At 73.9% G+C, this 22,411-nt stretch carries 23 protein-coding genes and 3 pseudogenes; 12 read left to right on the plus strand and 14 right to left on the minus strand.

Features of this window, described 5'->3' with window-relative positions; all coding sequences use genetic code 11:
* Nucleotides 1-47: 47 nt before the first annotated feature.
* From SCATT_RS30310 to SCATT_RS30320, 3 genes are all read left to right on the plus strand, one after another.
* A complete protein-coding gene (locus tag SCATT_RS30310; protein WP_014151576.1) occupies nt 48-1,598 on the plus strand; it encodes an MFS transporter in 1,551 nt (516 codons plus the stop codon).
* 194 nt (nt 1,599-1,792) lie between these two features.
* Nucleotides 1,793-2,647, plus strand: a complete 855-nt coding sequence (locus SCATT_RS30315) for an isocitrate lyase/PEP mutase family protein (RefSeq protein ID WP_014626827.1) — start codon at nt 1,793-1,795, stop codon at nt 2,645-2,647.
* Between the two features lie 3 nt (nt 2,648-2,650).
* A complete protein-coding gene (locus tag SCATT_RS30320) occupies nt 2,651-3,076 on the plus strand; it encodes an Hsp20/alpha crystallin family protein (RefSeq protein WP_014151574.1) in 426 nt (141 codons plus the stop codon).
* Nucleotides 3,077-3,149: 73 nt separating this feature from the next.
* Here SCATT_RS30320 and SCATT_RS30325 read toward each other — a convergent pair whose 3' ends face one another.
* Both SCATT_RS30325 and SCATT_RS30330 read right to left on the minus strand, forming a co-directional pair.
* The gene (locus SCATT_RS30325; RefSeq protein WP_014151573.1) at nt 3,150-4,328 is read right to left on the minus strand and encodes a CobW family GTP-binding protein; all 1,179 of its coding nucleotides are present in this window, start codon (nt 4,326-4,328) and stop codon (nt 3,150-3,152) included.
* 2 nt (nt 4,329-4,330) lie between these two features.
* Nucleotides 4,331-4,492: a bL33 family ribosomal protein gene (locus SCATT_RS30330; protein ID WP_014626828.1), complete on the minus strand. Its 162-nt coding sequence runs from the start codon at nt 4,490-4,492 to the stop codon at nt 4,331-4,333.
* Between the two features lie 86 nt (nt 4,493-4,578).
* Here SCATT_RS30330 and rpmB point away from each other — a divergent pair, with 86 nt between their 5' ends.
* Both rpmB and rpsN read left to right on the plus strand, forming a co-directional pair.
* Nucleotides 4,579-4,815: a 50S ribosomal protein L28 gene (rpmB, locus tag SCATT_RS30335; protein ID WP_014151571.1), complete on the plus strand. Its 237-nt coding sequence runs from the start codon at nt 4,579-4,581 to the stop codon at nt 4,813-4,815.
* Complete coding sequence (gene rpsN / locus SCATT_RS30340) at nt 4,815-5,120, plus strand: 30S ribosomal protein S14 (protein WP_014151570.1); 306 nt, start codon at nt 4,815-4,817, stop codon at nt 5,118-5,120. Before rpmB ends, rpsN begins: the two co-directional genes overlap by 1 nt.
* Before the next feature lie 27 nt (nt 5,121-5,147).
* Here rpsN and SCATT_RS30345 read toward each other — a convergent pair whose 3' ends face one another.
* Nucleotides 5,148-6,551: a flavin monoamine oxidase family protein gene (locus SCATT_RS30345; RefSeq protein WP_014151569.1), complete on the minus strand. Its 1,404-nt coding sequence runs from the start codon at nt 6,549-6,551 to the stop codon at nt 5,148-5,150.
* A 58-nt stretch (nt 6,552-6,609) separates the two neighbouring features.
* On the opposite strand from SCATT_RS30345, the gene SCATT_RS30350 reads away from it, so the two are divergent.
* Both SCATT_RS30350 and SCATT_RS30355 read left to right on the plus strand, forming a co-directional pair.
* A complete protein-coding gene (locus tag SCATT_RS30350; protein WP_231904924.1) occupies nt 6,610-7,272 on the plus strand; it encodes a TetR/AcrR family transcriptional regulator in 663 nt (220 codons plus the stop codon).
* 135 nt (nt 7,273-7,407) lie between these two features.
* Nucleotides 7,408-8,382 carry an alpha/beta fold hydrolase gene (locus SCATT_RS30355; protein ID WP_078590544.1) on the plus strand — a complete coding sequence of 325 codons (975 nt, stop codon included), beginning with the start codon at nt 7,408-7,410 and terminating at the stop codon, nt 8,380-8,382.
* A 7-nt stretch (nt 8,383-8,389) separates the two neighbouring features.
* Here SCATT_RS30355 and SCATT_RS30360 read toward each other — a convergent pair whose 3' ends face one another.
* Entirely contained in the window at nt 8,390-9,439 is a 1,050-nt protein-coding gene (locus tag SCATT_RS30360; protein ID WP_014151566.1) for an esterase/lipase family protein, read from the minus strand.
* Between the two features lie 345 nt (nt 9,440-9,784).
* Here SCATT_RS30360 and SCATT_RS30365 point away from each other — a divergent pair, with 345 nt between their 5' ends.
* Entirely contained in the window at nt 9,785-11,194 is a 1,410-nt protein-coding gene (locus SCATT_RS30365) for a S1 family peptidase (RefSeq protein WP_014151564.1), read from the plus strand.
* A gap of 63 nt (nt 11,195-11,257) precedes the next feature.
* Here the strand turns inward: SCATT_RS30365 and SCATT_RS30370 are convergent, their stop codons facing one another.
* The 5 genes from SCATT_RS30370 to SCATT_RS40475 form a co-directional block, all read right to left on the minus strand.
* A complete protein-coding gene (locus SCATT_RS30370) occupies nt 11,258-12,184 on the minus strand; it encodes a LysR family transcriptional regulator (RefSeq protein ID WP_014151563.1) in 927 nt (308 codons plus the stop codon).
* A gap of 4 nt (nt 12,185-12,188) precedes the next feature.
* Nucleotides 12,189-13,382, minus strand: coding sequence for a glycine C-acetyltransferase (locus SCATT_RS30375; protein WP_014151562.1), 1,194 nt, complete (start codon nt 13,380-13,382; stop codon nt 12,189-12,191).
* 53 nt (nt 13,383-13,435) lie between these two features.
* On the minus strand, nt 13,436-14,464 hold the full coding sequence (tdh, locus tag SCATT_RS30380; RefSeq protein WP_014151561.1) for an L-threonine 3-dehydrogenase: 1,029 nt from the start codon (nt 14,462-14,464) through the stop codon (nt 13,436-13,438).
* A gap of 170 nt (nt 14,465-14,634) precedes the next feature.
* Nucleotides 14,635-15,135 carry a methyltransferase domain-containing protein gene (locus SCATT_RS30385; protein ID WP_014151560.1) on the minus strand — a complete coding sequence of 167 codons (501 nt, stop codon included), beginning with the start codon at nt 15,133-15,135 and terminating at the stop codon, nt 14,635-14,637.
* Entirely contained in the window at nt 15,132-15,266 is a 135-nt protein-coding gene (locus tag SCATT_RS40475) for a hypothetical protein (protein WP_014626832.1), read from the minus strand. The genes SCATT_RS30385 and SCATT_RS40475 overlap by 4 nt, the downstream gene beginning before the upstream one ends.
* Nucleotides 15,267-15,525: 259 nt before the next feature.
* Here SCATT_RS40475 and SCATT_RS30390 point away from each other — a divergent pair, with 259 nt between their 5' ends.
* From SCATT_RS30390 to SCATT_RS30400, 3 genes are all read left to right on the plus strand, one after another.
* The gene (locus SCATT_RS30390; protein ID WP_014151559.1) at nt 15,526-16,077 is read left to right on the plus strand and encodes a DoxX family protein; all 552 of its coding nucleotides are present in this window, start codon (nt 15,526-15,528) and stop codon (nt 16,075-16,077) included.
* A gap of 376 nt (nt 16,078-16,453) precedes the next feature.
* Complete coding sequence (locus SCATT_RS30395; RefSeq protein ID WP_231904922.1) at nt 16,454-16,948, plus strand: RNA polymerase sigma factor; 495 nt, start codon at nt 16,454-16,456, stop codon at nt 16,946-16,948.
* A complete protein-coding gene (locus tag SCATT_RS30400) occupies nt 16,945-17,559 on the plus strand; it encodes a hypothetical protein (RefSeq protein WP_014151557.1) in 615 nt (204 codons plus the stop codon). The genes SCATT_RS30395 and SCATT_RS30400 overlap by 4 nt, the downstream gene beginning before the upstream one ends.
* 21 nt (nt 17,560-17,580) lie before the next feature.
* On the opposite strand, the gene SCATT_RS37120 is transcribed toward SCATT_RS30400, so the two are convergent.
* Nucleotides 17,581-17,904, minus strand: coding sequence for a carboxymuconolactone decarboxylase family protein (locus SCATT_RS37120; protein ID WP_078590542.1), 324 nt, complete (start codon nt 17,902-17,904; stop codon nt 17,581-17,583).
* Between the two features lie 41 nt (nt 17,905-17,945).
* Nucleotides 17,946-18,840 (minus strand): annotated as a pseudogene (locus SCATT_RS30405) (zinc-binding dehydrogenase).
* 236 nt (nt 18,841-19,076) lie between these two features.
* On the opposite strand from SCATT_RS30405, the pseudogene SCATT_RS30410 reads away from it, so the two are divergent.
* A pseudogene (locus SCATT_RS30410) lies at nt 19,077-19,971 on the plus strand (helix-turn-helix transcriptional regulator).
* 96 nt (nt 19,972-20,067) lie between these two features.
* On the opposite strand, the gene SCATT_RS30415 reads toward SCATT_RS30410, so the two are convergent.
* The 3 genes and pseudogenes from SCATT_RS30415 to SCATT_RS38245 form a co-directional block, all read right to left on the minus strand.
* Nucleotides 20,068-20,316 (minus strand): hypothetical protein, encoded by a 249-nt coding sequence (locus SCATT_RS30415; RefSeq protein WP_014151554.1) that lies wholly within the window; start codon nt 20,314-20,316, stop codon nt 20,068-20,070.
* Between the two features lie 136 nt (nt 20,317-20,452).
* Complete coding sequence (locus SCATT_RS30420; RefSeq protein ID WP_014151553.1) at nt 20,453-21,937, minus strand: alpha/beta hydrolase; 1,485 nt, start codon at nt 21,935-21,937, stop codon at nt 20,453-20,455.
* Nucleotides 21,938-22,074: 137 nt separating this feature from the next.
* Nucleotides 22,075-22,381: pseudogene (locus SCATT_RS38245) on the minus strand (SDR family oxidoreductase); the annotation flags it as partial.
* Nucleotides 22,382-22,411 lie beyond the last annotated feature (30 nt).

Genomic DNA, 22,411 nt, shown 5'->3' on the forward strand with positions numbered 1-22,411 from the left:
CTGGACACGGCCACGGACCCGCTTCCCACCTTTCGAAGGACCGGCCCATGCCTCTCCTCGCCACCACCCCCACCGATCGCATGCCGGGGCCCTACCCACGGCGCTGGTGGGCCCTGTTGGTGCTCTGCCTCAGCCTGCTGATCGTCGTGATGGCCAACACCGCGCTCATCGTCGCCGCCCCGGACATGACCCGGGACCTGGGGCTCGACAGCAGCCGGCTGCAATGGGTGATCGACGGATACACCGTCCCCTACGCCGCGTTGATGCTGGTCCTGGGCGCGGTGGGCGACAAGTACAGCCGGCGCGGCGGGCTCGTGGCCGGGCTGCTGGTCTTCGCCGCCGGTTCGGTGCTCGGCAGCCAGGTGCACAGCGCGAACGCGGTGATCGCGGCCCGCGCCGTGATGGGCGTGGGCGCGGCCGTCATCATGCCGGCCACCCTCTCGCTGCTGGTGGCGACGTTCCCGCGGAGCGAACGGGCCCGGGCCGTCACCGCCTGGACGGCCACCTCCGGACTGGCCATAGCCGTCGGCCCGTTGGTGGCCGGCTGGCTGCTGCGCGACCACGCCTGGGGCGCCACCTTCCTGATCAACGTGCCCGTCGCGCTGGCCGCCGTGGTCGCCGCGCTCTTCCTCGTACCGCCGTCCCGGGCGGCCGGGCGGGGCCGGCTCGACCTGGTCGGCGGTCTGCTGTCGATCGTCACCGTGGGCTGCCTGGTGTACGCGATCATCGAGAGCCCGCACTTCGGCTGGGGTACCGGGCCGGTCACCGCGGCCGTGGTCGCCGGGGCGGGGCTGGTGGCGTTCCTGCTGTGGGAGGTGCGCCACCCCAGGCCCATCGTGAACGTCCGCCTCTTCCGCGACCGCGCGTTCAGCGGCTCGATGCTCGCGGTGCTGCTGTTCTTCCTCGGCACCTTCGGCGCGATCTACTACGCCACCCAGCACCTCCAGTTCGTGCTGGGGTACGCGCCGTTGGCCACCGGGGTGCGGCTGCTGCCGCTGGCCGGCGCGGTCTTCGCCGGCGCCGCGCTGACCGGCGTGCTCACCCCGCGGCTGGGCACCAAGGTGACGGTGAGCGCCGGGATGGCCATCGGCACCGCGGGCGTGCTGCTGCTCACCCGGATCGGCGACGGCTCCACCTACACCGACTTCCTCGCCCCGTTCCTGCTGCTCGGCTTCGCCATCGGGCTGAGCGTATCGCCGTGCACCGACACCATCATGGGGCTCTTCCCGGAGAGCGAACTCGGCGTCGGCGGCGGCCTCAACGACACCGCGCTCGAACTCGGCGGTTCCCTCGGCATCGCCATCCTCGGCTCGCTGCTCGCCACCACCTACCGCGACAAGCTGACCTCCGCGGTCGGCCGCCAACTGCCGCCCGAGGCCCTGCACACCGCCCGTGACTCGGTCGGCGGCGCCCTCGCCGTCGCCGAGAAGGTGGCCGCCTCCCCGGCCGGCGGCCCGGCCCAGGCCCGTCAACTCGTCGCCGCCGCCCACCACTCCTTCGCCCAGGCCGTCGCCCACACCAGCCTGATCGGCGGCATCGTCATGGCCGTGGGCACCGTCGCCGTGGCGCTGATCCTCCCCCGCCGGCTGAAGGCATGAGGGGAAGCTCGCCGACGATGCCGACCGCGCGGTGGTCCGGTCCGGCCGCGCCGCGTCGGGCCGGCCGGCCCGCATAGGCCCCGCTGACCGGCCGTCCGCCCAGGGCGCCGACGGTTCGGCCGGGGACGAAGTGTCGCGCGGCCAGCGTGCCGGCATGGCGGACAGCGCGTTGATCCCAGCAGGTTCAGTTGTTGGTGCTTCCCAACGCCTGGGACGTCGCCTCGGCCGCGATGCCGGCGGACGCCGGATTCGCCGCGATCGGGACGACGAGCCTGGGGGTGGCCGCCACGGCCGGAATCCCGGACGCCGCCGGGCTCGCCCGCGCCGAGACGCCGGCCGTGGCCGCCCGGGTGGTGCGTCTCGGACCGCCGGTCACCGTGGACGTCGAGGGCGGTTTCAGCGAGGACCCGGGTGAGGTGGCCGACCTGGTGGTCCGGCTCGCCAAGCTGGGCGTCGCCGGGGTCGACGTGGAGGACGGGCGCCCCGGCGGCGTCCTCGCGTCCCGTTCGCACCAGTGCGCCGTGATCGCCGCGATCCGCTCCCGTGCCCCCGGCGTCTTCGTCAACGCCCGCACCGACGCGCACTGGCTGGGCGGGCGGCCCGACCCCGCCGCCGCGCTCGACCGGATCCGTGCCTACGCCGACGCCGGGGCCGACGGGGCCTTCGTACCGGGGCCGGCCGACGACGCCGGGATCGCCGAGGTGGCCGCGGCGACGCCGCTGCCGGTGAACGTCCTGTTCGACCCGGCCCGGCACACCGTCGACCGGCTGGCCGGATCCGCACCGGCTCCCCACTGTTGCGGCCGGCGCTGGGCGCGGCGGTCGGCGCGGCGTCGGCGATCCGGCGCGGGGAGCCGGTGCGGGGAGCCGGTGCGGGGAGCCGGTGCGGACGGCCGGTACGCCGGCGTACCCCGAGGTCCAGGCGATGCTCACCGCGTACCACCGCAACAAGATTTAGCGATCTCTTGTCAACTTTGCTGCCCGGAGTTATATAAGGAGGTGTCGCCATGCTCATCGACACCTTGGGCAGACAGCGCGGGAAAGGAGTGACCGATGATGCTCATGCGCACCGATCCGTTCCGTGAGCTGGACCGGCTCACCCAGCAGGTGCTGGGCACCGCGGCGCGTCCGGTGGCCATGCCGATGGACGCCTTCCGGGACGGCGACACCTTCGTCGTGGAGCTGGACCTGCCCGGCGTGGACCCGGAGACGATTGAGCTGGACGTCGAGCGCAACGTGCTCAACGTGAAGGCCGAACGCCGCTCCAACGCCGGCCGGGACAGCGAGGTCCTGATCGCCGAACGGCCCACCGGCACCTTCAGCCGTCAGCTCTTCCTCGGCGAGACGCTCGACACCGAGCGCATCGACGCCTCCTACGACGCCGGTGTGCTGCGGCTGCGCATCCCGGTGGCCGAGCACGCCAAGCCGCGCCGGATCGCCATCACCGGCGGTGGCTCGCCGAAGCAGATCAGCGGCTGACCACGCCGTGATGCCCCGCGTCCGACCGGGCGCGGGGCACCGTCACGTCGGACGCGCCCCGGAGCGACGCGGGTCAGCCGACCGGATCGAGGAAGTCGTCGAAGTCGTGCGGCAGCCGCAGCCAGGCGTCGCGTCCGGCGGCGTACTCGGCGTCGGTGAGCAGACACGGGTCGAGCAGCCGCACCAGTTCCTCGCGGTTCAGCCCCGGTGAGGTGAACGTCAGGTGCTGGCAGCGGTCGCCGTGGTCGGGGTGCCAGTCGAGGGCGGCGGCGATCCGACGCTCGGCCGGCACCATCTCCCAGGCGGCGGACGGCAGCGCCGCCAGCCACGGCCCGGCCGACTCCACCGACAGCGCGCCGCCCGCCGCGTCCCAGGCGAGCAGGGTGTCGGGGCGGTCGGCCAGCCAGAAGCGGCCACGGCTGCGGACGGCGGCGCAGGCCAGGTCCTCCAGGGCGGCGTGCAGCCGACCCGGATGGCACGGGCGGTCGCGTCTCCAGACGAGGGTGGCCACGCCGTCCTCGTCGGCCTCCTGCGGCAGCAGCGCGCAGGACGGGTGCTGCCGGGCCGCCGCCGCGTCGGGGTCGAACCCGGCCAGCAGGGCCGGGCCGACGGTGCCCTCGCCGACCCGCAACTTGCGTGCGGCGGGCGCGAGTTGGGCGAGCAGCGCGTGGTCGGCCGGGTCGGCGCGTTCGTCGCCCTCGGCCAGCGCGAGCACCGTGGGGTACTCGATCTGCCGGGCGAAGGTGTCGGCGACCGTGCGCTGGTCGGAGGGGGCGGCGGCGAGCCCCGCCTCGGCCAGGTCGTCGCCGTCGGCGAGGTAGGGCACGGTGAGGGCGGGGTCGAGCGCGGTGGCCACCCCGGTCAGCCGCAGCGCCTCCGGCTCGGCCGCGACGACCGCCGCCATGGCCTGCGGCTCCACCGAGTCCCACAGCTCGACGACGGCCAGCCGGTAGGCGCCCGTACCGGCCAGCCGCACCAGTTCGGGCACCAGGTCCTCGCGCAGCGCGCAGCACGCGCAGTCGTTGACCAGCGGGGCGTATCCGCCGCCGACCGGCCCGGAGGCGTCCCGCACGGTGCGGCGCACCGTACCGCGCGTCGCGGCCGACAGGTCGTGGTGGAGGACGACGGTGCCGGGCACCGAACGCAGCACGTCGCCGACGACGGCGCGGCGGGCGTCGGCGCACAGTCCGCCGACGATCGCCACCGGCAGCGGGCCCCGGTCCGCCCGCGCGGGATCGAGATCGGACCCCATGGTCAGCGCTCCTTCCCGGAGTCGACGTGGCCGCCGGCCACCGGGGCGTACGCGCGCGGCACGAGCCGGTCGGGTTCGTCGCGGCGGTTGTTCCGTGTGACGCGGGTGTGGTCGCCGGTTCCGGCAGTGGACCTGATGATCGGGCGCAGTTCGTCGCGAGCCATGCCCGCAGCCTACACGTAATTGGTTTTCATTTTCATCTCGCGGTAGCGTGCCGTTCCGTACGACTCCGCCAACGAAGGGAAGCCCCGTGTCGGCCCACTGCCAACTCACCGGCCGCCGGCCCGGTTTCGGCAACCGCGTGTCCCACTCCCACCAGCGTTCCAAGCGCCGCTTCGACCCCAACGTCCAGCGCCGGCGCTACTGGCTGCCGAGCGAGCGCCGCTACGTGCGGCTCACCTTGAGCACCAAGGGCGTGAAGACGGTCGACGCGATCGGCGTCGAGGCCGCGGTCGCCCGCGTCCGGGCCCGTGGGGAGCGGATCTGATGGCGAAGAAGAGCAAGATCGCCAAGAACGAGCGCCGCCGCGCGGTCGTCGCCCGGTACGCCGAACGCCGCGCCCGCCTCAAGGCGGTGATCGCCGATCCGCGCGCCTCGGCCGGGGAACGGGAGGCCGCCGCGCGGGAACTGCGCCGTCAGCCCCGGGACGCCGGCGCCATCCGGGTGCGCAACCGGGACGCCGTGGACGGCCGCCCGCGCGGTCATCTGCGTGCCTTCGGCATCTCGCGCGTCCGGCTGCGCGCCATGGCCCACGCGGGCGAACTCCCCGGGGTGCGCAAGGCCAGTTGGTGACGACCGCCGGGGCCGCCCCGGATCCGGTCAGCCGGAGCGGCCGTCCCGCGCGCCGACCGGGGCGGGCCGGGCGGCCGTCGCCGTGAGCACCTCGGCGGCGGCCCGCTCGCCCGCGGTGACGGCACCGTCCATGAAGCCGATCCACCGGGTGGCCGTCTCGCTGCCCGCCCAGTGCACCCGGCCGTGGGGTTCGCGCAGCAGATGCCCGTGGGCGGTCCAGGCGCCGGGGGTGAGGTAGCCGGCGTAGCAGCCCCGGGTCCACTCCTCCTCGCTCCACGATCCGACGATCACCTGGCGCGGGGTACGGGCGCGCTCGCCGAACCAGCGGGCGAACGAGGCCAGCACCCGCTCCTGGCGTACCGGCGGCGGCAACTCCAGCAGACGCCGGGCCGGGCCGCCGACCGCGAAGCCGAGCAGCACCCCGGGGCGGCCGGCCGGCGGGGTGTTGTCGAAGGCCGAGGCCACCGGGGCGCGATCGGAGGCGACCTGGCCGGAGAAGCCCGCGGCACGCCAGAACGGCTCGTCGTAGACGGCGAGATACTTCAGCGCGGTCCCCTGCGGGCTGCGGGCCAGCAACTGCTCGCGGCCGGGCGGCATCCGCGGCTCGAAGGCGATCCGGGCGGCGAGCTGCGGCGGCACCGCCACCACCACGCGGTCGGCGCGCAGCAGCGTGCCGGGACCGGTGTGCACGGTGACCCCGGTCCCGTCCTGGACGACGCGGCGCACCGGGTGGCGCAGCAGCGGCGGCTCCGGCAGCCCGTCGGCCAGCAGCTCGCTGATGCGTTGCGAGCCGCCGGTGAACCGGTCCTGCTGGGCGCCGTCCCGGGTGCGCATCAGCCGTTGCAGGCCGTCGCCGGCGTTGACGCAGGCGAGCACGTGCAGCAGGGAGACGTCCTCCGGCTCGAAGGCCCACACCGCGCGCACCGCCATGGCCAGCAGCACCCTGGCCCGGGGTACGGGGACGTGGCGGCGCATCCAGCCGCCGAGCGTCTCGGCGTCCCACTCCCGGGCCCGGGGCGCGCGCCACGGCTCGTGCGGCGGCACGGTGGCGGCCATCCGGTTCAGCCGGCGCTGCGCGGCCAGGAAGGAGAGCGAGGCGGCGGGGCCGATCCACGGTTCGGAGACGCTCCAGGGCCGGATCCGGCCACCGAGGTCGAGCAGATGGGTCCCGGTGTCGTGGGTGGCGTAGGTGGTGACCCCCAGCTCGGCGGCCACCCGCTGGATCGCGTCCTGGCCGGGGCCGGTGAACTGGCCGCCGACCTCGGCCACCTGGCCGTCGCCGAGGTCCGCGTTGAGGGTGCGTCCGCCCACCCGGTCGCGGGCCTCGACCACCCGTACCCGGTAACCCGCCTCGGCGATCCGCCGGGCGGCGACCAGCCCGGAGATCCCGGCCCCGACCACCACGACGTCGCTGTGCACCGGTGTCGTCACCGTTTCATGCAAACAGCGCGGGAAACCGGGTGCAAGACGCCGCGCTTACACTCCTGCAATGGCTACCACCCAGCGGGCCCGGATGGACCCGCGCAAGCGGCGCACCATGGACGCCCTGCTGCGCGCGGCCGAGGAGGTCTTCAGCGAGCGCCCCGTCGACGAGGTCACCGTGGAGGAGATCGCCGGGCGGGCGGGGGTCGCGGTCGGCTCGATCTACAACCACTTCGGGTCGAAGACCGGGCTGCACGCGGCCGTCGTGGCGCGCGCCCTCGCCGCCGACCAGGACTACATGGACGGCGCCTATCTGCCCGAGCGTTCCCCGGTGGCGCAGATCCGCGCCGCGGCCGACGCCTACCTGCGGTTCTACCTGGACCATCCGGACTTCTTCCGGCTGCTGGCCTTCCCGCAGTCGCCGGGGCGGTACCCGGCCGGACGGGAGCTGTCGTCGCGGCTGGTGCGTACCGTCACCGAGCAGAACGAACGGCTGGTGGCGGCGTTGCGGGCGGCCGTCGACCGGGGCGAGGTGCGTCCGGTGGACGCCGAGGAGGTGGCCACCGTGCTGTGGGCCACCTGGAACGGCATCATCAGCCTCGCCTGGCGCCCGGACCGGCTGCGGCACAGCGAGGACGACCTGCGCCGGCTGCTGGCCACCGCGACGGACGTGATCGCGCACGGGCTGCTCACCGAGGCCGCCGAGGGGTCCGACGCGCCAGGCGGGTGACGTCCGCCGCCCGGCCCGGAAGTGGCGTGAGTCGTATGTTGCCCCGGCCGTGGTTGGCGGCTACGTTCGCTTGCGTCCGCCTCTTGCAACGCTTGCACGATCGTGACGGAGGTGCCCGTGCGGCCGAAACCGGCGATGCCGACGGAAAGTGCCCCTCCCCGGGACCGGCAGCCCGGCAGCGGTGTCCGCGGCCGGCTGGTGCCCGGCGCCCCGGCCGCCCGCGAACCGGCCCGGCGTGATCCCCGGCTCGGCGAACCGCGTGAGGTGCGGCTGCCCTCCGGCACCCTGCGCTACCACGAGCGCGGCACCGGGCCGGTGCTGGTCTTCGTCCACGGCTACCTGGTCAACGCCGACATCTGGCGCAAGCTGGTGCCGCTGCTCGCCTCCGACTTCCGCTGTCTGACGCCGGACTGGCCGCTGGGTTCGCACGACGTCCCGATGGATCCCGGGGCCGATCTGTCGCCGCCGGGGATGGCCCGGCTCATCGCCGACTTCCTGGCCGCGCTCGACCTGCGGGACGCCACGCTGGTGGGCAACGACTCCGGCGGCGCCTACAGCCAGATCGCCGCCGCCGAACACCCCGGGCGCGTCGGCCGGCTGGTGCTCGCCTGCTGCGAGACGCCGCAGTGCACCTGGCCGCCGACGCCCGGCGGATTCCCGCTGCTCAAGGCCACCGCGGTGCACCCGCTGCCGTACTGGGCGCTCTACCAGGTGCTGCGGGTCCGGCGTACCTGGCGCTGGCGCAACACCTATGGCTGGCTCGCCAAGTATCCGATCGACGGCGTCACGATGCGCAGCTACCTGGACCCGGTGCTGACCCGGCCGGAGATCCGGTTCGACGGGCGCAAGGCGATCGGCAGCGTCTCGGCGCGTTACGTCCGGCAGGCCGCCGTCCGGCTCGCCCGTGACTTCGACAAGCCGGTGCTGCTGGCGTGGGCGGCGGAGGACCATGTCTTCCCGCTGTCCCACGCCCGCGGCTACGCCGAGACGCTCGGGGCCCCGCTGCACACCATCGAGGACAGCTACACCTATCTGTCCGAGGACCAGCCCGAGCGCCTCGCCCAGGTGCTGCGCGCCTGGCTCGACTCGCCCGACGCCAAGCCAAGTTGACGCATCGTCAGCGCACCGGGATGTCGACCGGCGCGCCGAGCAGCGGCAGCACCAGCTCGCAGTCGGGCCGGTGCGCGGTGGCCGGGTCCAGGGCGTTGAGGATGAGCTGGAAGGCGACCGGGTCGTAGGAGATGGCGCCGTGCTCGGCGAGGTCGGCGGGGCAGATGTCCTGGATGGTGAAGTTGTTCACCTTCGCGCCCGGTCCGGCCTTGAGGTACTGGTGGTCGTAGGGGGTGACCACCTCGTCGAGCCGGGTGACGATGTTGGTGTACTCCACGCCGGGCCGGGTGTCGCCGAGCCGGTCGAGTTCGTAGTTGAAGCGGTCGCCCTGGGTGACCTCCTCGATGGCCCGGCCGGTGATCGGGCGGGTGGCGCGCATGACGCCGAGTTCCTTCACCAGCAGCCCGGGGCCGAGGAACGTGGTGCCGTGGTTGCCGGGCGAGAGGGCGATGAGCCGGCGGACCTTGTTGCGGGCCGGGTTTCGGGGGTCGGCGCCGCCCTCCCAGTTGATGTACCAGCGCGGCAGCGCGCCGCCGCCCTGCGAGTGGCCGACCAGGTCGACCTGGCGGGCCCCGGTGGCGGCCCGGACCCGTTCGACGTACCGGGCCAACTGGCGTGCGGAGAACGGGATGTGGCGGGTGGCCTTGAAGATCTCTCCGGGCGGGGCGCCGAGGTTGGGGGTGAAGACGCAGTAGCCGTGCCGCTTGAGGACGGGCGAGAGGTAGTTCCAGTTGTCGAAGGCGTTCTCGTAGGTGCCGTGGATGAGGATCACCGGGCGCGGGTGGCGCGGGGTGGGGCGGCAGTGCCAGTCGTCGGCGCCGGGCGGCGGGGCGTCGGGGTGCGGGACGGAGGCGACAACGGCCAGCGGGAAGGTGGTGATCCCCGGGCCTGAGGTGACCGGGCCGGTGGGCGGCAACAGCGCGCGGCGCGCGTCCGGCGTGGCCCGGTGACCGGCCGACGGTTCCGGCGCGGCCGGCTGGGCGGCGGCGGACGGCACCGTGGCGCAGGTCAGCGCGGTCGCCGCGGCGACGCAGACCGCCGAGACGAGCGAACGCACCGAGCGCCGGCGGGGCGTACGTCCGGCGGTGGGGCGACGGTGGGATGTCAGGGCACGCTGCCTTTCCATGGGCACGCTGCCTTTCCGTGAGGTGGGCGACACAACGGCCTTGCGGCGACGGCCATTTGACCGCCTCGCCTTCCTCGATCTTCATAACATCGCCCGTTTTAACCTCATTTCACCTTCTTTATTGCACTCATTCGGAGTAGGCAGCCAGTTCCCGGATCGTCCCCCGTGCGCCTCCAATGGGTGAGCCGTCGGCTGATTCCACTATTGCGCTCCGATCCCGTCGCATAAGAGCATGATCGGGCCAATCCATGGATCAGCAGGGAGAAGTCCAGTCCTATGCGGGACACCATCAGACGCCGCAGGTGGGTACGGGCGGTACTGCCCGCCGCGGCGCTCAGCGCCGCGCTGCCGTTCGTCGTGTCGCCCACGGCGACGGCATCGGTTCCGGCCGCCTCACACGGGGCGGCCGACACCCGCTCCGCCGACGCCCGGCAGATACACGCGTTGCAGAACCAGGAAGTGCTCGACCGGATCGCCGGTCAGATCACCGAGGGCCTCCCGGAGGCCGAACGGGCCCGGATCCCCGGGTTCTCCGAACTCCAGGTGGACCCCGACGCCAACAAGCTGCGGCTGTACTGGAAGGGCGCCCTGCCTCAGCGGGTCCGCGCCCTCCTCGCCCACCTGCCGCACGGGGTCACCGTCGAGGTGCACCAGGCCCGTTACTCCAAGGCCGAACTCCACGCGGCCCGGCAGAAGTTGCTGCCGGACGGCAAGCCGCAGCCGCTGCGGCTCGCCGCGGTCTCCGCGCCACTGCGCATCACCAGCATCGGGCTCGCCCCCGACGGCAGCGGTCTGCAGATCGGCTACGACCATGCGCCCGGCTCGGGGATGCAGGACTTCGCGGCCCCGCTCACCGAGTCGGCCCGGCCGGACCGTCCGAACGCCGTCAAGGCGCTCACCGACGTGCTCACCGGGGTGCACACCATCCCGGTCCGCCAGCCGATCAGCATCGACCTGGCCGGCTCCCGGCCGCACGACAAGTCGCCGTGGACCGGCGGCGCCGCGCTCAACATCCCCGGTGGCGGCATTTGCTCGGCCGGGTTCAGCGTCAAGGACCGCAAGGGGTCCTACCTGCTCGCCGCCGCCTACCACTGCGGCAGCGGCAGCAAGTCGCAGTGGCGGACCTGGTGGGGCAACCAGCTCATCGGCACCACCGACCGGACGCAGATGAGCGCCACCGACGACGTGCTCGCCATCCGGCCGGCGTCCAAGCGCACCCGCGGCTACCTGTACGACGGCCCGGCCAGCCGCACCGACGGCTACGCCAAGCCGATCGTCGGCTACGGCCACAACAACGTCGGTGACTACGTGTGCACCGACGGCGCCAACGGCGGCGTCCACTGCGGCGTGCGGATCGCCCAGACCGACATCGGGGTCACCGGCCCCAACGGGGTCTACCGCCCCGACGTCGACCTGGCGTACGCCACCTCCTCGACCCCCGGCGGGGTGGCGGCGGTCAACGGCGACAGCGGCGGGCCGGTCTTCGCCAGCGTCCGCAACCACACCGCGGACGAGGCCCGCGGCATGATCACCGCGCTGGCCCGGACGGTCTCCTGCCCGGCCCAGTACAACAAGAAGACCGTCCTGGACGGCACCCGGCGCACCCCGTGGTGCCTGGCCGGGGTCTACTACGTGCCGATCTCCAAGACGCTCAACGACATGCACTGGACCCTGGTCACCAAGTGACCCCGGGCGAGCCGGGGTTCCGGTGAGCCGACGGCCCGGCGGGCCGACGTTCCTGACGGGGCGTCAGCTCGCCGGGCCGTCGTCCGAGACGGGCCCGGCGGCCTGGCGCAACGCGTCCAGCAGCGGCCGGATCAGCGGATGCTCCTCGGCACCGCGGCGTACCGCGGCGAAGACCCGGCGGGTGGCCACCACCCCGTCCACCGGACGCACCACCACCCCGTCCAGCAGCACCCCGCGCAGCGCGGAGCGGGGCACCAGCGCGACGCCGGCGCCGCTGCCGGCCAGCGCCGCCACGGCCCGGAAGTCGTCCGAGGAGTGCTCCAGACGCGGCTGGAACCCCGCGTACTCGCAGGCCAGCATCACCACGTCGTGGCAGGGGTTGCCCGGGTAGGGGCCGATCCACGACTCGTCGGCGAGGTCGGCGACGGCCACCCGTTCCGCGCCGGCCAGCCGGTGGCCGACCGGGAGGACCGCGTCGAACGGTTCGGCGTACAGCGGGATGCGGGTCAGCCGCTGGTCGTCCTCGCGGGGGCCGCCGCGGTATTCGACGGCCACCGCCAGATCGGCCTGGCCGTCGAGGACCATCGGCAGGCTCTCGTCGCCCTCCACGTCACGTACCCGCACGCTGATGCCGGGCGAGGTGCGGGCCAGCCGGGTCAGCGCGGGGGCGAGCACCAGCACGATGCCGGTGGCGAAGCAGGCCACGGTCAGCTCGCCGGCGTCCCCGAAGGCGTAGGCGGCCAGCTCGGCCTCGGCGCGTTCCAGCTGGGCGAGGACGGCGTTGGCGTGCTTGAGCAGTATCTCGCCGGCCTGGGTGAGCCGGATGCCCCGGCTGTGGCGTTCCAGCAGCCGGTGGCGGGTCTCCGCCTCCAGCGCGGCGAGCTGCTGGGAGACCGCGGAGGGGGTCAGGTAGAGCGCGGCGGCTGCGGCGGTCACCGTCCGGTGGTCCGCCACCGCCCGCAGTATTCGCAGCCGTCGCGCATCGATCACCCGGTCATCCTGCCAAAGCCTGCCGCGCGGCGACGAACGCGGCCACCGCCTTCTCCACGTCCTCGGTGGAGTGGGCGGCCGACAGCTGGACCCGGATCCGGGCCTGGCCGCGCGGCACCACGGGGTAGGAGAAGCCGATGACGTAGACGCCCTGCTCCAGCAGCAGCTCGGCCATCCGCCCGGCCGTCGCCGCGTCACCGATCATCACCGGGGCGATCGGGTGGTCGCCGGGGAGGATCTCGAAGCCCTCCTCGGTCATCCGGGAGCGGAACAGCGCGGTGTTCTCGGCCAGCCGCTCCCGCAGCCCGGCCGAGGTCTCCAGCAGGTCGAGCACCTTCAGCGAGGCGGCGGCGATCACCGGGGCGAGCGAGTTGGAGAACAGGTACGGCCGGGAACGCTGGCGCAGCAGCGCGACGATCTCGGCGCGGGCCGCCACGTAGCCGCCGGAGGCGCCGCCCAGCGCCTTGCCGAGGGTTCCGGTGACGATGTCGACGCGGTCGGTGACGCCGTGCAGTTCGGGGGTGCCGCGTCCGCCGGGGCCGACGAAGCCGACGGCGTGCGAGTCGTCGACCATCACCATGGCGTCGTACCGGTCGGCCAGGTCGCAGATCTCCCGCAGCGGTGCCACGTAGCCGTGCATGGAGAAGACACCGTCGGTGACGATCAGCCGGCGGCGGGCGTCGGACGCCTCCTTCAGCCGCTCCTCCAGCTCGGTCAGGTCGCAGTTGGCGTAGCGCAGCCGGCGGGCCTTGGACAGCCGGATGCCGTCGATGATGCTGGCGTGGTTGAGGGCGTCGGAGATGACCGCGTCGCGTTCGTCGAGGAGGGTCTCGAAGACACCGCCGTTGGCGTCGAAGCACGAGCTGTACAGGATGGTGTCCTCGGTGCCGAGGAACCGCGACAGCCGCGCCTCCAGCTCCTTGTGCACCTCCTGGGTGCCGCAGATGAAGCGCACCGAGGCCATGCCGTACCCCCACCGGTCCAGCGCCTCCTTGGCGGCGGCGGTCACCTCGGGGTGGTCGGCGAGGCCCAGGTAGTTGTTGGCGCAGAAGTTGAGCACCTCGCCGGGCCGGCCGCCCCCGGTGACCGTGACGGCGGCGCTCTGCGGGGTGCCGATGACCCGCTCGGGCTTGTGCAGTCCGGCGGTGCGGATCTCGTCGAGGGTGGCGCGCAGGTCCTGGCGCACGGAGTCGAACATCTGGGGGTTCTCCCGGGGTACGTGGGCGGTCGGGGCGGTGGTGCGCGGCGGGGTCAGGCGGTCCAGTCGAGGATGACCTTGCCGCAGCGTCCGCCGGCGGCGTCGTCGAAGGCGGCGTCGAAGTCGCGGTACGAGTAGCGGCCGGTGATCACCGGGCTGAGGTCGAGGCCCCCTTCGAGCAGCACGGACATCGCGTACCAGGTCTCGAACATCTCCCGGCCGTAGATGCCCTTGAGGGTGATCATGGAGGTGACGATCCGGGCCATGTCGACCGGGAACTCCTCGGAGGGCAGGCCCAGCATGGCGATCCGGCCGCCGTGCGTCATGTTGGCGATCATGTCGCGCAACGCCTCGGGGCGGCCGGACATCTCCAGGCCGATGTCGAACCCCTCGCGCAGTCCGAGGCGGCGCTTGCCGTCCTCGATGGATTCCCGGGCGACGTTGACGGCGAGGCTCACCCCGACCTTTTCGGCGAGTTCCAGCCGGTAGTCGCTGACGTCGGTGATGGCGACGTTGCGGGCGCCGGCGTGCCGGGCGACGGCGGCGGCCATGATGCCGATCGGGCCCGCCCCGGTGATCAGCACGTCCTCGCCGACCAGCGGGAAGGAGAGCGCGGTGTGCACCGCGTTGCCGAACGGGTCGAAGATGGCCGCGGTGTCCAGGTCGACCGGGCCCCGGTGCACCCACACGTTGGAGGCGGGCAGCACCACGTACTCGGCGAAGGCACCGTCGCGTCCCACGCCCAGCCCGATGGTGTTGCGGCACAGGTGGCGGCGGCCGGCCAGGCAGTTGCGGCACTTGCCGCACACCAGGTGGCCCTCGCCGCTGACCAGGTCGCCCACCGCGATGTCGGCCACGTCGGCGCCGGTCGCGGCGACCTCGCCGACGAACTCGTGGCCGACCACCAGCGGTGTGGTCACCGTCTGCCGGGCCCAGCCGTCGTAGGCGCGGATGTGCAGATCGGTGCCGCATATCCCCGTGCGCAGCACCTTGATCAGTACGTCGCCGGGGCCGGGGGACGGCTCGGGGACGTCCGTCAGCCACAGTCCCGGTTCTGCCTTCGCCTTGACGAGCGCCTTCACGGCTGCGCCTCCTGGGGTGCGGTGGGCGGGCCGTGCCGGGCCGCGTGGTCGACGCGACGCGGGCAGGCCGGGGAAGCCCCGCACGGCGCACCGGGCGGGCGCCTGGTGATCACCGCACCGGGACAACAGCAATGTGCCCACTGCCGGGCGCCACGTCCATCGAGGTTTTCTTAACCGCGGCCACAGACCGGCTTCACGCGGGTCACGTGCCTGGTCCGGGCCGGGCCGTCGGTCAACCGGCGACCAGCGGCCGGTAGCCGTGGTCCGGCGGCGCGGACCACCGGGTCCAGGAAGTGTTCCGGGCGCCGCCGGCAGGCGGTCCGGAGACCGTCGGTGAAGTCGTGCGGAACGGGGAACGGCAGCACGGTGTGGGCGCCCAGCGCCTCGACCAGCCACAGCCGGGGCAGGTGCTCCGGGTCCCAGGTGAAGACGCCCCGCCGACGGGCGACGCGGCGCGGTTCACGCGGGCCCCGCCGCGGGTCCGTCCGGTGGTGGACGGTGAGGACGGCCATCGCGGCGTCGAACGTGCCGTCCGCGAACGGCAGTTGCTCGGCGCGCGCCTCGACCTTGCGGTCCCCGGGGTGCTGCTGGAGCAGCACGGCGGACGGGTCGACGGCGGTGACCTCGGCGTCCGCCGGTTCGTACGAGCCCGCGCCGGCGCCGACGCTCACCACGGTGCCGCCCCGGCCGGCGCGCGGCCGATCAGCGCGGCCGACCAGGGGCCGGGACGGCGTACCCGGTGGTAGCCGATCCCGACGCGGTCGTGGACGGCGGGGGCTTCCCCGGCGGAGGCGGAGTTCATGGACCGCGTTCCGGCGGAGCCGGGCGGCGGGCCGGAAGGGCGGCGCCGGCTCAACCGGCCGGCGCCGAGCGGCAGTCGGGGGTGTGACCGGTGGGGCCGGTGGGGCCGCCGTGAGGCGGTGAACACCGGGCGGCCCGCTCGCGTACCGGGGTGCGTAGGATCGGAGAAGACTGTCCAGAACCGTCCAGACCGGACGTGCCGGTTCCCGGCGGTCGGTCGGCGCCGTTCGGGGAGGGCCGGTACGGGAAGTGAGGTCCCGATGCGCATCCTCACCGAGCGTCTACGCGCTTCCCCCGAGGCCCGCGCCGCCCCGTCCGGGCGGGGGCGGCCCACCGCGGCCGACTGCGGTCTGCTGCTGATCCGGCTCGTGTTCGGCCTGCTGATGGCGGGGCACGGCGCCCAGAAGCTCTTCGGCCTCTTCGGCGGCCAGGGGCTCTCCGCCGTCGCCAAGGGATTCGCCGCGCTGGGCTACCGCCCGGGCATGGTGTACGCGGTGCTCGGCGGCGCCTCGGAGTTCCTCGGCGGCCTCGGCCTGGCGCTGGGGCTGCTCACCCCGCTCGCGGCGGCGGCGCTGATCGGGGTGATGATCAACGCCATGGTCACCGTGACCGCGGCGCACGGGCTGTGGGATTTCCAGGGCGGCGTGGAGTACAACGTGTGCATCGCCGCGGTGGCGCTGGCGGTCGCCGCGATCGGGCCGGGCGGGCTCGCGGTGGACCGGTGGTTCCGCTGGGGGCGCGGCGGTTGGCCGCAGGCCGCGGTGGCGTTGCTGCTGGGCGGGGTGGGGGCGGCGGTGGTGCTGGCGCTGTAGGAGGGCGTCCGCCGCTGCACCGAACTCGTCGCCGGCTTGAACTCGCCGCCGAGGAGGGCCGTCCGGCGCCGGACGCGGCGACGGTGCGCGACGCGGTGGCCGAGGCGTTCGGGGCGGTCCCGGCCGGGTGAACGAAAAACGATTCGGCAGATGAAGAAAAACGGTTCGGCATCCCGGAATTCACCCGAACCAGTTTCCCTCGGCACGGTTGAGAACCGGATTTCCGGTAACGCGGCTCGTTCGTCCCGTGCCGTGCCGCACAATGTCCCTGCCGAGCCGGGCCCCGGCCCGGTCGGTGAAATCGGCGGCGGTCACCGGGGATTCGGTCACCGAAGGGGGACGGTCGGTCGCGGTGCATCCGAACGACGGCGTGCGCGTGTCCGCGGAACACCCCGGACGCGACGGGTTCGACGAGGTCTTCTGCGAACTGCTGCCCCGGCTCTACCGGCGGGCCGCGATGCTCGCCGGGGAGAGCGCGCAGGACGTGGTGCACGAGACCTACCTGCGGCTCGCCGCTCGCCCGGAACGCCTCACCGCCCACCCGGTGCCGTACGCGTACGCGTTCCGGGCGCTGGTGAGCACCATCCGCGACGACGCGCGCCGGCGCCGCCGGCAGGTGCTCACCGGGCAGCCGCCGGAGGTGCCGAGCGGCGGCGGGGTGCTGGAATTGCGCGAAGCGGAATGGCAGGTCCGCTGGCTGTTGCGGCAATTGACGCTGAAACAGGCCGCCGCGGTGGTGCTGGTCGATCTGGACGCGCATACGATCGACGAGGCCGCCGAAATTCTCGGCGTCCACCGCGGCACCATTTCCCGGGCCCGCGCCCGTGCGCTGGACGCCCTCCGTACCCTCACCAAGGACCCGACCGCATGAGGCAGGACGCTGCGCATCCGGACGGCGACCCCGCCGCGCCGTTGAGGTCGCTGCTGCGACGCGCCGAGGAGTCCATCGAGGTGCCGGACGGGCTGTGGGAGCGGATCGCCGCGCCCGCCGCCCGTCCGGCCCCGGCGCCCGGCGCGCGACGGACGGCCCGCCGGTGGCCGCGGCTGCCGGTCGTCGTGGCGGCCTGCGTCGCCGCGCTCGTCGTCACGGGTGCCGCGCTGCTGACCACGATCGTCCTGCGCCCCTCCGCCCGGCACGCGCTGCCCGCCGAGGGGCACCACGCGGTGGCGCTCACCGTGTACAACGCGGAGCCGGCGTGCCGCCCGCTGCGCACCCTGGAGTGCTCGCTGGCCGTGCTCCCCGATCCGTACGCCCCCTGGGGCGGCCGGCGTACGGTGGGCCGGGTGTGGCACGGGGACCGCGTCACCGCCGACTGCGTGGTGGCCGACGCCACCTTGGTCACCGACGAGGCGGGGGTCACCTCGCAGCGCTGGTACCACGTCACGCTCTCCGACGGCACCGTGGGCTGGCTGCCGGGAGTACGCACCCGCAACACCACCGAGGTGCCGCAGTGCCCGGCCGCCTCCGGTTCCCCCGGCTGAGGCGGCCGGGCGCCTCCGTGCTCAGGCGCAGCCGCGTTCGCCGGTGGTCTTCTTGAGCTGGTTGATCGCGGTCATGGCGTTGGGCCAGCCCGCGTAGAAGGCCAGGTGGGTGATGGCCTCGGACAGCTCCGCCACGCTCAGCCCGTTGTCCAGGGCGACGCCGAGGTGGTGGCCGAGCTGCTCGCCGCGGTAGAGCGCGGTCAGCGCGCTCACCGTGACCAGGCTCCGGTCACGCGGTGAAAGGCCGGGACGCTCCCAGACGTCGCCGAAGAGCACGTCGTCGGTGAGGTCGACGAGCTTGGGGGCGATCGTCCTCAGTTCCCCGGGGGCGGACTGCTTGGGCATGGGGTGACTCCTTCGCGGTGCGGGGGTGGTCGGTGCCGGGGTCAGGGCTTGAGCAGCGCCTTGACGGCACGGCGTTCGTCCATGGCCCGGTAGCCGTCGGCGACCTGGTCCAGGGGGAGGGTGAGGTCGAAGACCTTGCCCGGGTCGATCCGGCCGGCCAGCACGCGGTCGATGAGGCCGGGTCGAGCGCAGGGCCTGCCGCACGGCCTGGGCGGTGCCGACGCACTCCAGCACGCTGTCGGCGCCGATGCCGCCGGTCAGGTCCTTGATCCTGGCGACGCCCTCGTCGCCGCGCTCGGTGACGATGTCGGTGGCGCCGAACTCCCGGGCCAGTTCCTGGCGGGGTTCGTGGCGGCTCATGGCGATGATCCGCTCCGCGCCCATCTCCTTGGCGGCGATCACCGCGCACAGGCCGACCGCGCCGTCGCCGACCACCACGACGGTCGAGCCGGGCCGCACCTCGGCGGCGTCGGCGGCCCACCAGCCGGTGCCCATCACGTCGGAGACGGCCAGCAGGCCCGGCCAGAACCCCTCGTCCGGCACCTCGTCGGTGGCGACCAGGGTGCCCTGGGCGTTGGGGATGCGGACGTGGTCGGCCTGGCAGGTGCTCATGAAGTCGCGGTGCAGGCAGTTGGACGGGAAGCCGTTGCGGCAGTTGGCGCACGTGTTGTCGGAGGTGGCGAACGAGCCCACGACGAACTGCTCGGGCTTGACGGTGGTGACCTCCGAGCCGACCTCCTCGACGAAGCCGACGTACTCGTGCCCCATCGGATGCGGATCGCCGATCGGCTCCAGGCCGCGCCAGGGCCACAGGTCGGAGCCGCACACACAGGTGACGGCGGTGCGTATGACGGCGTCGGTGGGGTGGAGGATCTTCGGGTCGTCCAGCGTCTCGAAGCGGACATCGCCGGGGGCGTGGATGACTGCGCCGCGCATGAGAGGGGTTCCTTCGCGTGCCGAGGCGCCCGGCAAGAGGTGCCGTCGCCGAGTGCGGGGGGCGGACCGGTCGCGGAGGACCGGGGGCGGGCCGTCCGCCCGGTCCGCGTGCACGGTCGGGCGGGGAACGCCACGTCGTCCAGGCAACCCGCTCCCGGCGCGCGCAGCGAGTCACCGGCGAGAGGTGTACCGGCAGTACATCCCTCCGGGCGGGCACGGGACGTACCGTCGGAGGTGTGGACAACCGAGCCGAGGTCCGCGAGTTCCTCACCTCGCGGCGAGCCAAGATCACCCCGGAGCGGGCGGGCCTGCCCTCGGGCACCTGCCGCCGCGTGCCCGGCCTGCGCCGCAGCGAGGTCGCCGCCCTCGCCGACATGAGCGTGGAGTACTACGCCAAGCTGGAGCGCGGCAGCCTCGCGGGCGTCTCCCCGGCCGTCCTGGAAGCCCTCGCCCACGCCCTCCAGCTCGACGACGCCGAGCGCGCCCACCTGCTCAACCTGGCGCAGGCCGCCGACGGCTCCCAGGCCCTCACCCGTCCCCGCCGCCGCGCCACCCGGCAGTGGACGCCCCACCGCAGCCTGCAGTGGACCCTGGACGCCATCACCGCCGGGCCCGCCTTCGTCCGCGACGGCCACATGGACATCCTCGCCACCAACCAGCTCGCCCGTGCCTTCTTCGCCGACGTCTACGCCACCCGCGGCAACGAGGCCAACCTCGCCCGGTTCCAGTTCCCTCGACCCCGCCTCCCGCCGCTTCTACCCCGACTGGGACCAGGCCGCCGACGTCACCGTCGCCATCCTGCGCACCGAGGCCGGCCGCAACCCCCACGACAAGGACCTCCACGACCTCGTCGGCGAGTTGTCCACCCGCAGCGACGACTTCCGCACCCGCTGGGGCGCCCACAACGTCCGCCGTCACCGCACCGGCACCAAGCGCTTCCACCACCAGGCCGTCGGCGACCTCACCCTCGCCTACGAAGGGCTGGAGATGGCCGCCGAACCCGGGCTCACCCTCACCGTCTACACCGCCGAGCCCGGCTCCCCCTCCGAGGAGGGCCTGCGCCTGCTGGCCTCCTGTGCCGCGACGCGGGAAGCCGCCGCCTGCGTCCCCGGTACGTCCCCGGCCGGCTGACCGTTCCCGCGCGGACGCGGCCGGCGCCGTTCACCCCGGCGCCGGCCGCGTCCTCCCCCGTTCCCCCGTATCCCCCGTATCCCCCCGGTCAGTGGCTCATCGGTTGGTCCACAGCACCCAGAACACCCTGCCGTTGGCGCACTGGTACTGGTCCCACGCGCCGCGGCCGATGCCCTGCTGGCCGGCGCTGTTGCAGCCGTCGAACGTCCAGTACTTGTCGCGCAGCACCCAGCCGGCCGGCGGGTCCTGCGGTGCCGCGTGAGCGGGCGTGGCCAGGACGGCGAGCCCGGCGGTGAGCGCGCCCGCGGTCACCACGGCGACCCTGGAGACGAGTGCTCGTGTCATCGGTTTCCTCCCGTTGATGGCGGCACGGCCCCGATCCACGTCCCGCGGCGGCGCCCTGTGCCGTTGTCGCCCCCTACACGCACCGGACGGGGTCGCCGTATGACACGGGCGGCAAGATTTTTTCCCGACGCCGTGGTCAGTCCCGGCAGACCGTTCCGGCGGCCGGGGCGTCGGTGGTGACGAGGTAGTCGGCTTCGAGCTCGCGGGCGCAGGAGGAGTGGTAGAGGGCGGTGTGGCCGTCGCCGTCGTAGGTGAGGAGGCGGCTGCCGTCGATGTGGGCGGCGAGGGAGCGGGCCCAGGCGTAGGGGGTGGACGGGTCGTAGGTGTTGCCGACCACGAGGATGGTGGGGACGCCGCTGATGTGTTGCGGGCGTGGCGGGTTGGCCGCCTTGCCGGGCCAGCCGGCGCACCCGGTGGTCCAGCTCCAGAACTCCGAGTAGCGCCACATGTGCGGGGCCGCCCGCTCGACGGCCGCCATCCGGTCGCGCAGGTCGGCGTAGCCGCGCAGGGCGGGCGGGAAGTCCTGGCAGCCGATCGCCCGGTACGCGGTGTAGCCGGGGTCCGTGGCGGGGAGCGCCTGGTCGAGGAGGGCGGGGTCGGAGGGGGTGCGTTCGGCGGCGGCGAGGGCGGTGGCGAGGTGGGGCCACAGGAAGCGCAGCGCGAGGTGGTTGTAGGCGGCCGAGGTGACCTCGGCGGCGGAGACCCGGCGGCCGAGGGTGTGGTCGGTCACCTCGCCGCGGTCGGCCCGGGCGAGCAGGGCGTCGAAGTCACCGGCGATGTCGCGGTCGTGCAGCGGGCAGTCGGCGGTACCCCGGCACCAGGCGGCGAACCGGCCGAACTCCCGCTCGATCGCGGCCGATTCCTCCACCGCCTGCCGCGCCATCGAACGGCTGTGGTCGACGGCCCCGTCCAGCACCATCGCCCGCACCCGGCCCGGGAACAACTCCGCGTAGGCGGCGCCCAGTTCCGTTCCGTAGGAGACCCCGAGCCAGGAGATTTCAGGGGCGCCGAGGGCGGCGCGGACGGCGTCGATGTCGCGGGCGGCGCTGACGGTGTCCACGTGGCCGATGAGGGGGCCGGTGGCCTTGGCGCAGTCGAGGCCGTGGGCGCGGCTGTCGGCCACCATGCGCCGGTACTGCGCCGGGTCGGCCGGGAGGGTGGGCGTGGCGGGGTCGTAGACCGGGGTGGAGCAGCGGACCGGGGTGCTCTCCCCGACGCCGCGCGGGTCGAGTCCGATGATGTCGAAGTGCTCACGCAGTGGCTTCAGGTCCGGGATGCCGAGGAGCATCCCGCCCTGGGCGACGACCGCGGTGCCGGAGCCGCCCGGGCCGCCGGGGTTGACCAGCAGCGGACCGACCCGGTGCGCCGGATCGGTGGCCGGCAGCCGGTCGAGGGCGAGCTTGATCTTCGGCCCGTCCGGACGCGACCGGTCCAGCGGCACGTCGAGCGTGGCGCACTCCAGGGACGCCGGGGTCTGCGCGGTGTGGCAGTCGTGCCAGGCGAGTGCGGGCGGGGTGCCGGCGGCGGCAGCGGGCGCGACGGCTACGGCGGCCCCCGTCGCGGCGGCGGAGAGCACGGCGTTCGCGGCCAGGGCCAGGGAGATCGACGGTCGGCGTTTCAAAGGGCCTCCAGGGCACGGCACTTCGCGGAGGTGTCCGCGTGGCCACCATCGTGCCGGTCGGCCGGTGGCGACACGTCGTCCCGCGGAGGGAGCCGTCCCGGAGATCACCCTGTGGTCTCCCGTAGGGGACGCGCCGGTCAGAGGATGGGGCGCCCCCCGGTGACGGCGACGCGCGCCCCGGAGACGTAACTCGCCTCCGACGAGGCGAGTTACGTCTCCGGGGCGCGCGTCGGCGGGCTGGCCGGGGCGGCCCAGCGGGACGCCCTTGCCGAACTCGGCCACCTGTTCCGGCGGCATGGTGGCCGGGATCAGCGGGGTCCAGATGGGGCCGGGTGCGACGCTGTTGGCCTGGATGCCGCGGTCGGCGAGGAGCTGGGCGAGGGCGGCGGTCGTGTTGGCGACGCCGGCCTTGGTCACGTCGTAGGGCAGCAGCGTCGGCACCGGGCGGAAACGGATCACCGCGCCCGGCGCGGC

The organism is Streptantibioticus cattleyicolor NRRL 8057 = DSM 46488 (genome assembly GCF_000240165.1).
In the GTDB taxonomy this organism is placed as follows: domain Bacteria; phylum Actinomycetota; class Actinomycetes; order Streptomycetales; family Streptomycetaceae; genus Streptantibioticus; species Streptantibioticus cattleyicolor.

Coding starts and splice junctions, on each gene's coding strand:
- SCATT_RS30330 (WP_014626828.1), bottom strand. CDS start 4,492: ATGGCTCGCGACGAACTGCGCCCGATCATCAGGTCCACTGCCGGAACC.
- SCATT_RS30310 (WP_014151576.1), top strand. CDS start 48: ATGCCTCTCCTCGCCACCACCCCCACCGATCGCATGCCGGGGCCCTAC.
- SCATT_RS30350 (WP_231904924.1), top strand. CDS start 6,610: ATGGCTACCACCCAGCGGGCCCGGATGGACCCGCGCAAGCGGCGCACC.
- rpsN (WP_014151570.1), top strand. CDS start 4,815: ATGGCGAAGAAGAGCAAGATCGCCAAGAACGAGCGCCGCCGCGCGGTC.
- SCATT_RS30400 (WP_014151557.1), top strand. CDS start 16,945: ATGAGGCAGGACGCTGCGCATCCGGACGGCGACCCCGCCGCGCCGTTG.
- SCATT_RS30415 (WP_014151554.1), bottom strand. CDS start 20,316: ATGACACGAGCACTCGTCTCCAGGGTCGCCGTGGTGACCGCGGGCGCG.
- SCATT_RS30325 (WP_014151573.1), bottom strand. CDS start 4,328: ATGGGGTCCGATCTCGATCCCGCGCGGGCGGACCGGGGCCCGCTGCCG.
- SCATT_RS40475 (WP_014626832.1), bottom strand. CDS start 15,266: ATGAACTCCGCCTCCGCCGGGGAAGCCCCCGCCGTCCACGACCGCGTC.
- SCATT_RS30375 (WP_014151562.1), bottom strand. CDS start 13,382: ATGTTCGACTCCGTGCGCCAGGACCTGCGCGCCACCCTCGACGAGATC.
- SCATT_RS30355 (WP_078590544.1), top strand. CDS start 7,408: ATGCCGACGGAAAGTGCCCCTCCCCGGGACCGGCAGCCCGGCAGCGGT.
- SCATT_RS30365 (WP_014151564.1), top strand. CDS start 9,785: ATGCGGGACACCATCAGACGCCGCAGGTGGGTACGGGCGGTACTGCCC.
- SCATT_RS37120 (WP_078590542.1), bottom strand. CDS start 17,904: ATGCCCAAGCAGTCCGCCCCCGGGGAACTGAGGACGATCGCCCCCAAG.
- SCATT_RS30320 (WP_014151574.1), top strand. CDS start 2,651: ATGATGCTCATGCGCACCGATCCGTTCCGTGAGCTGGACCGGCTCACC.
- SCATT_RS30390 (WP_014151559.1), top strand. CDS start 15,526: ATGCGCATCCTCACCGAGCGTCTACGCGCTTCCCCCGAGGCCCGCGCC.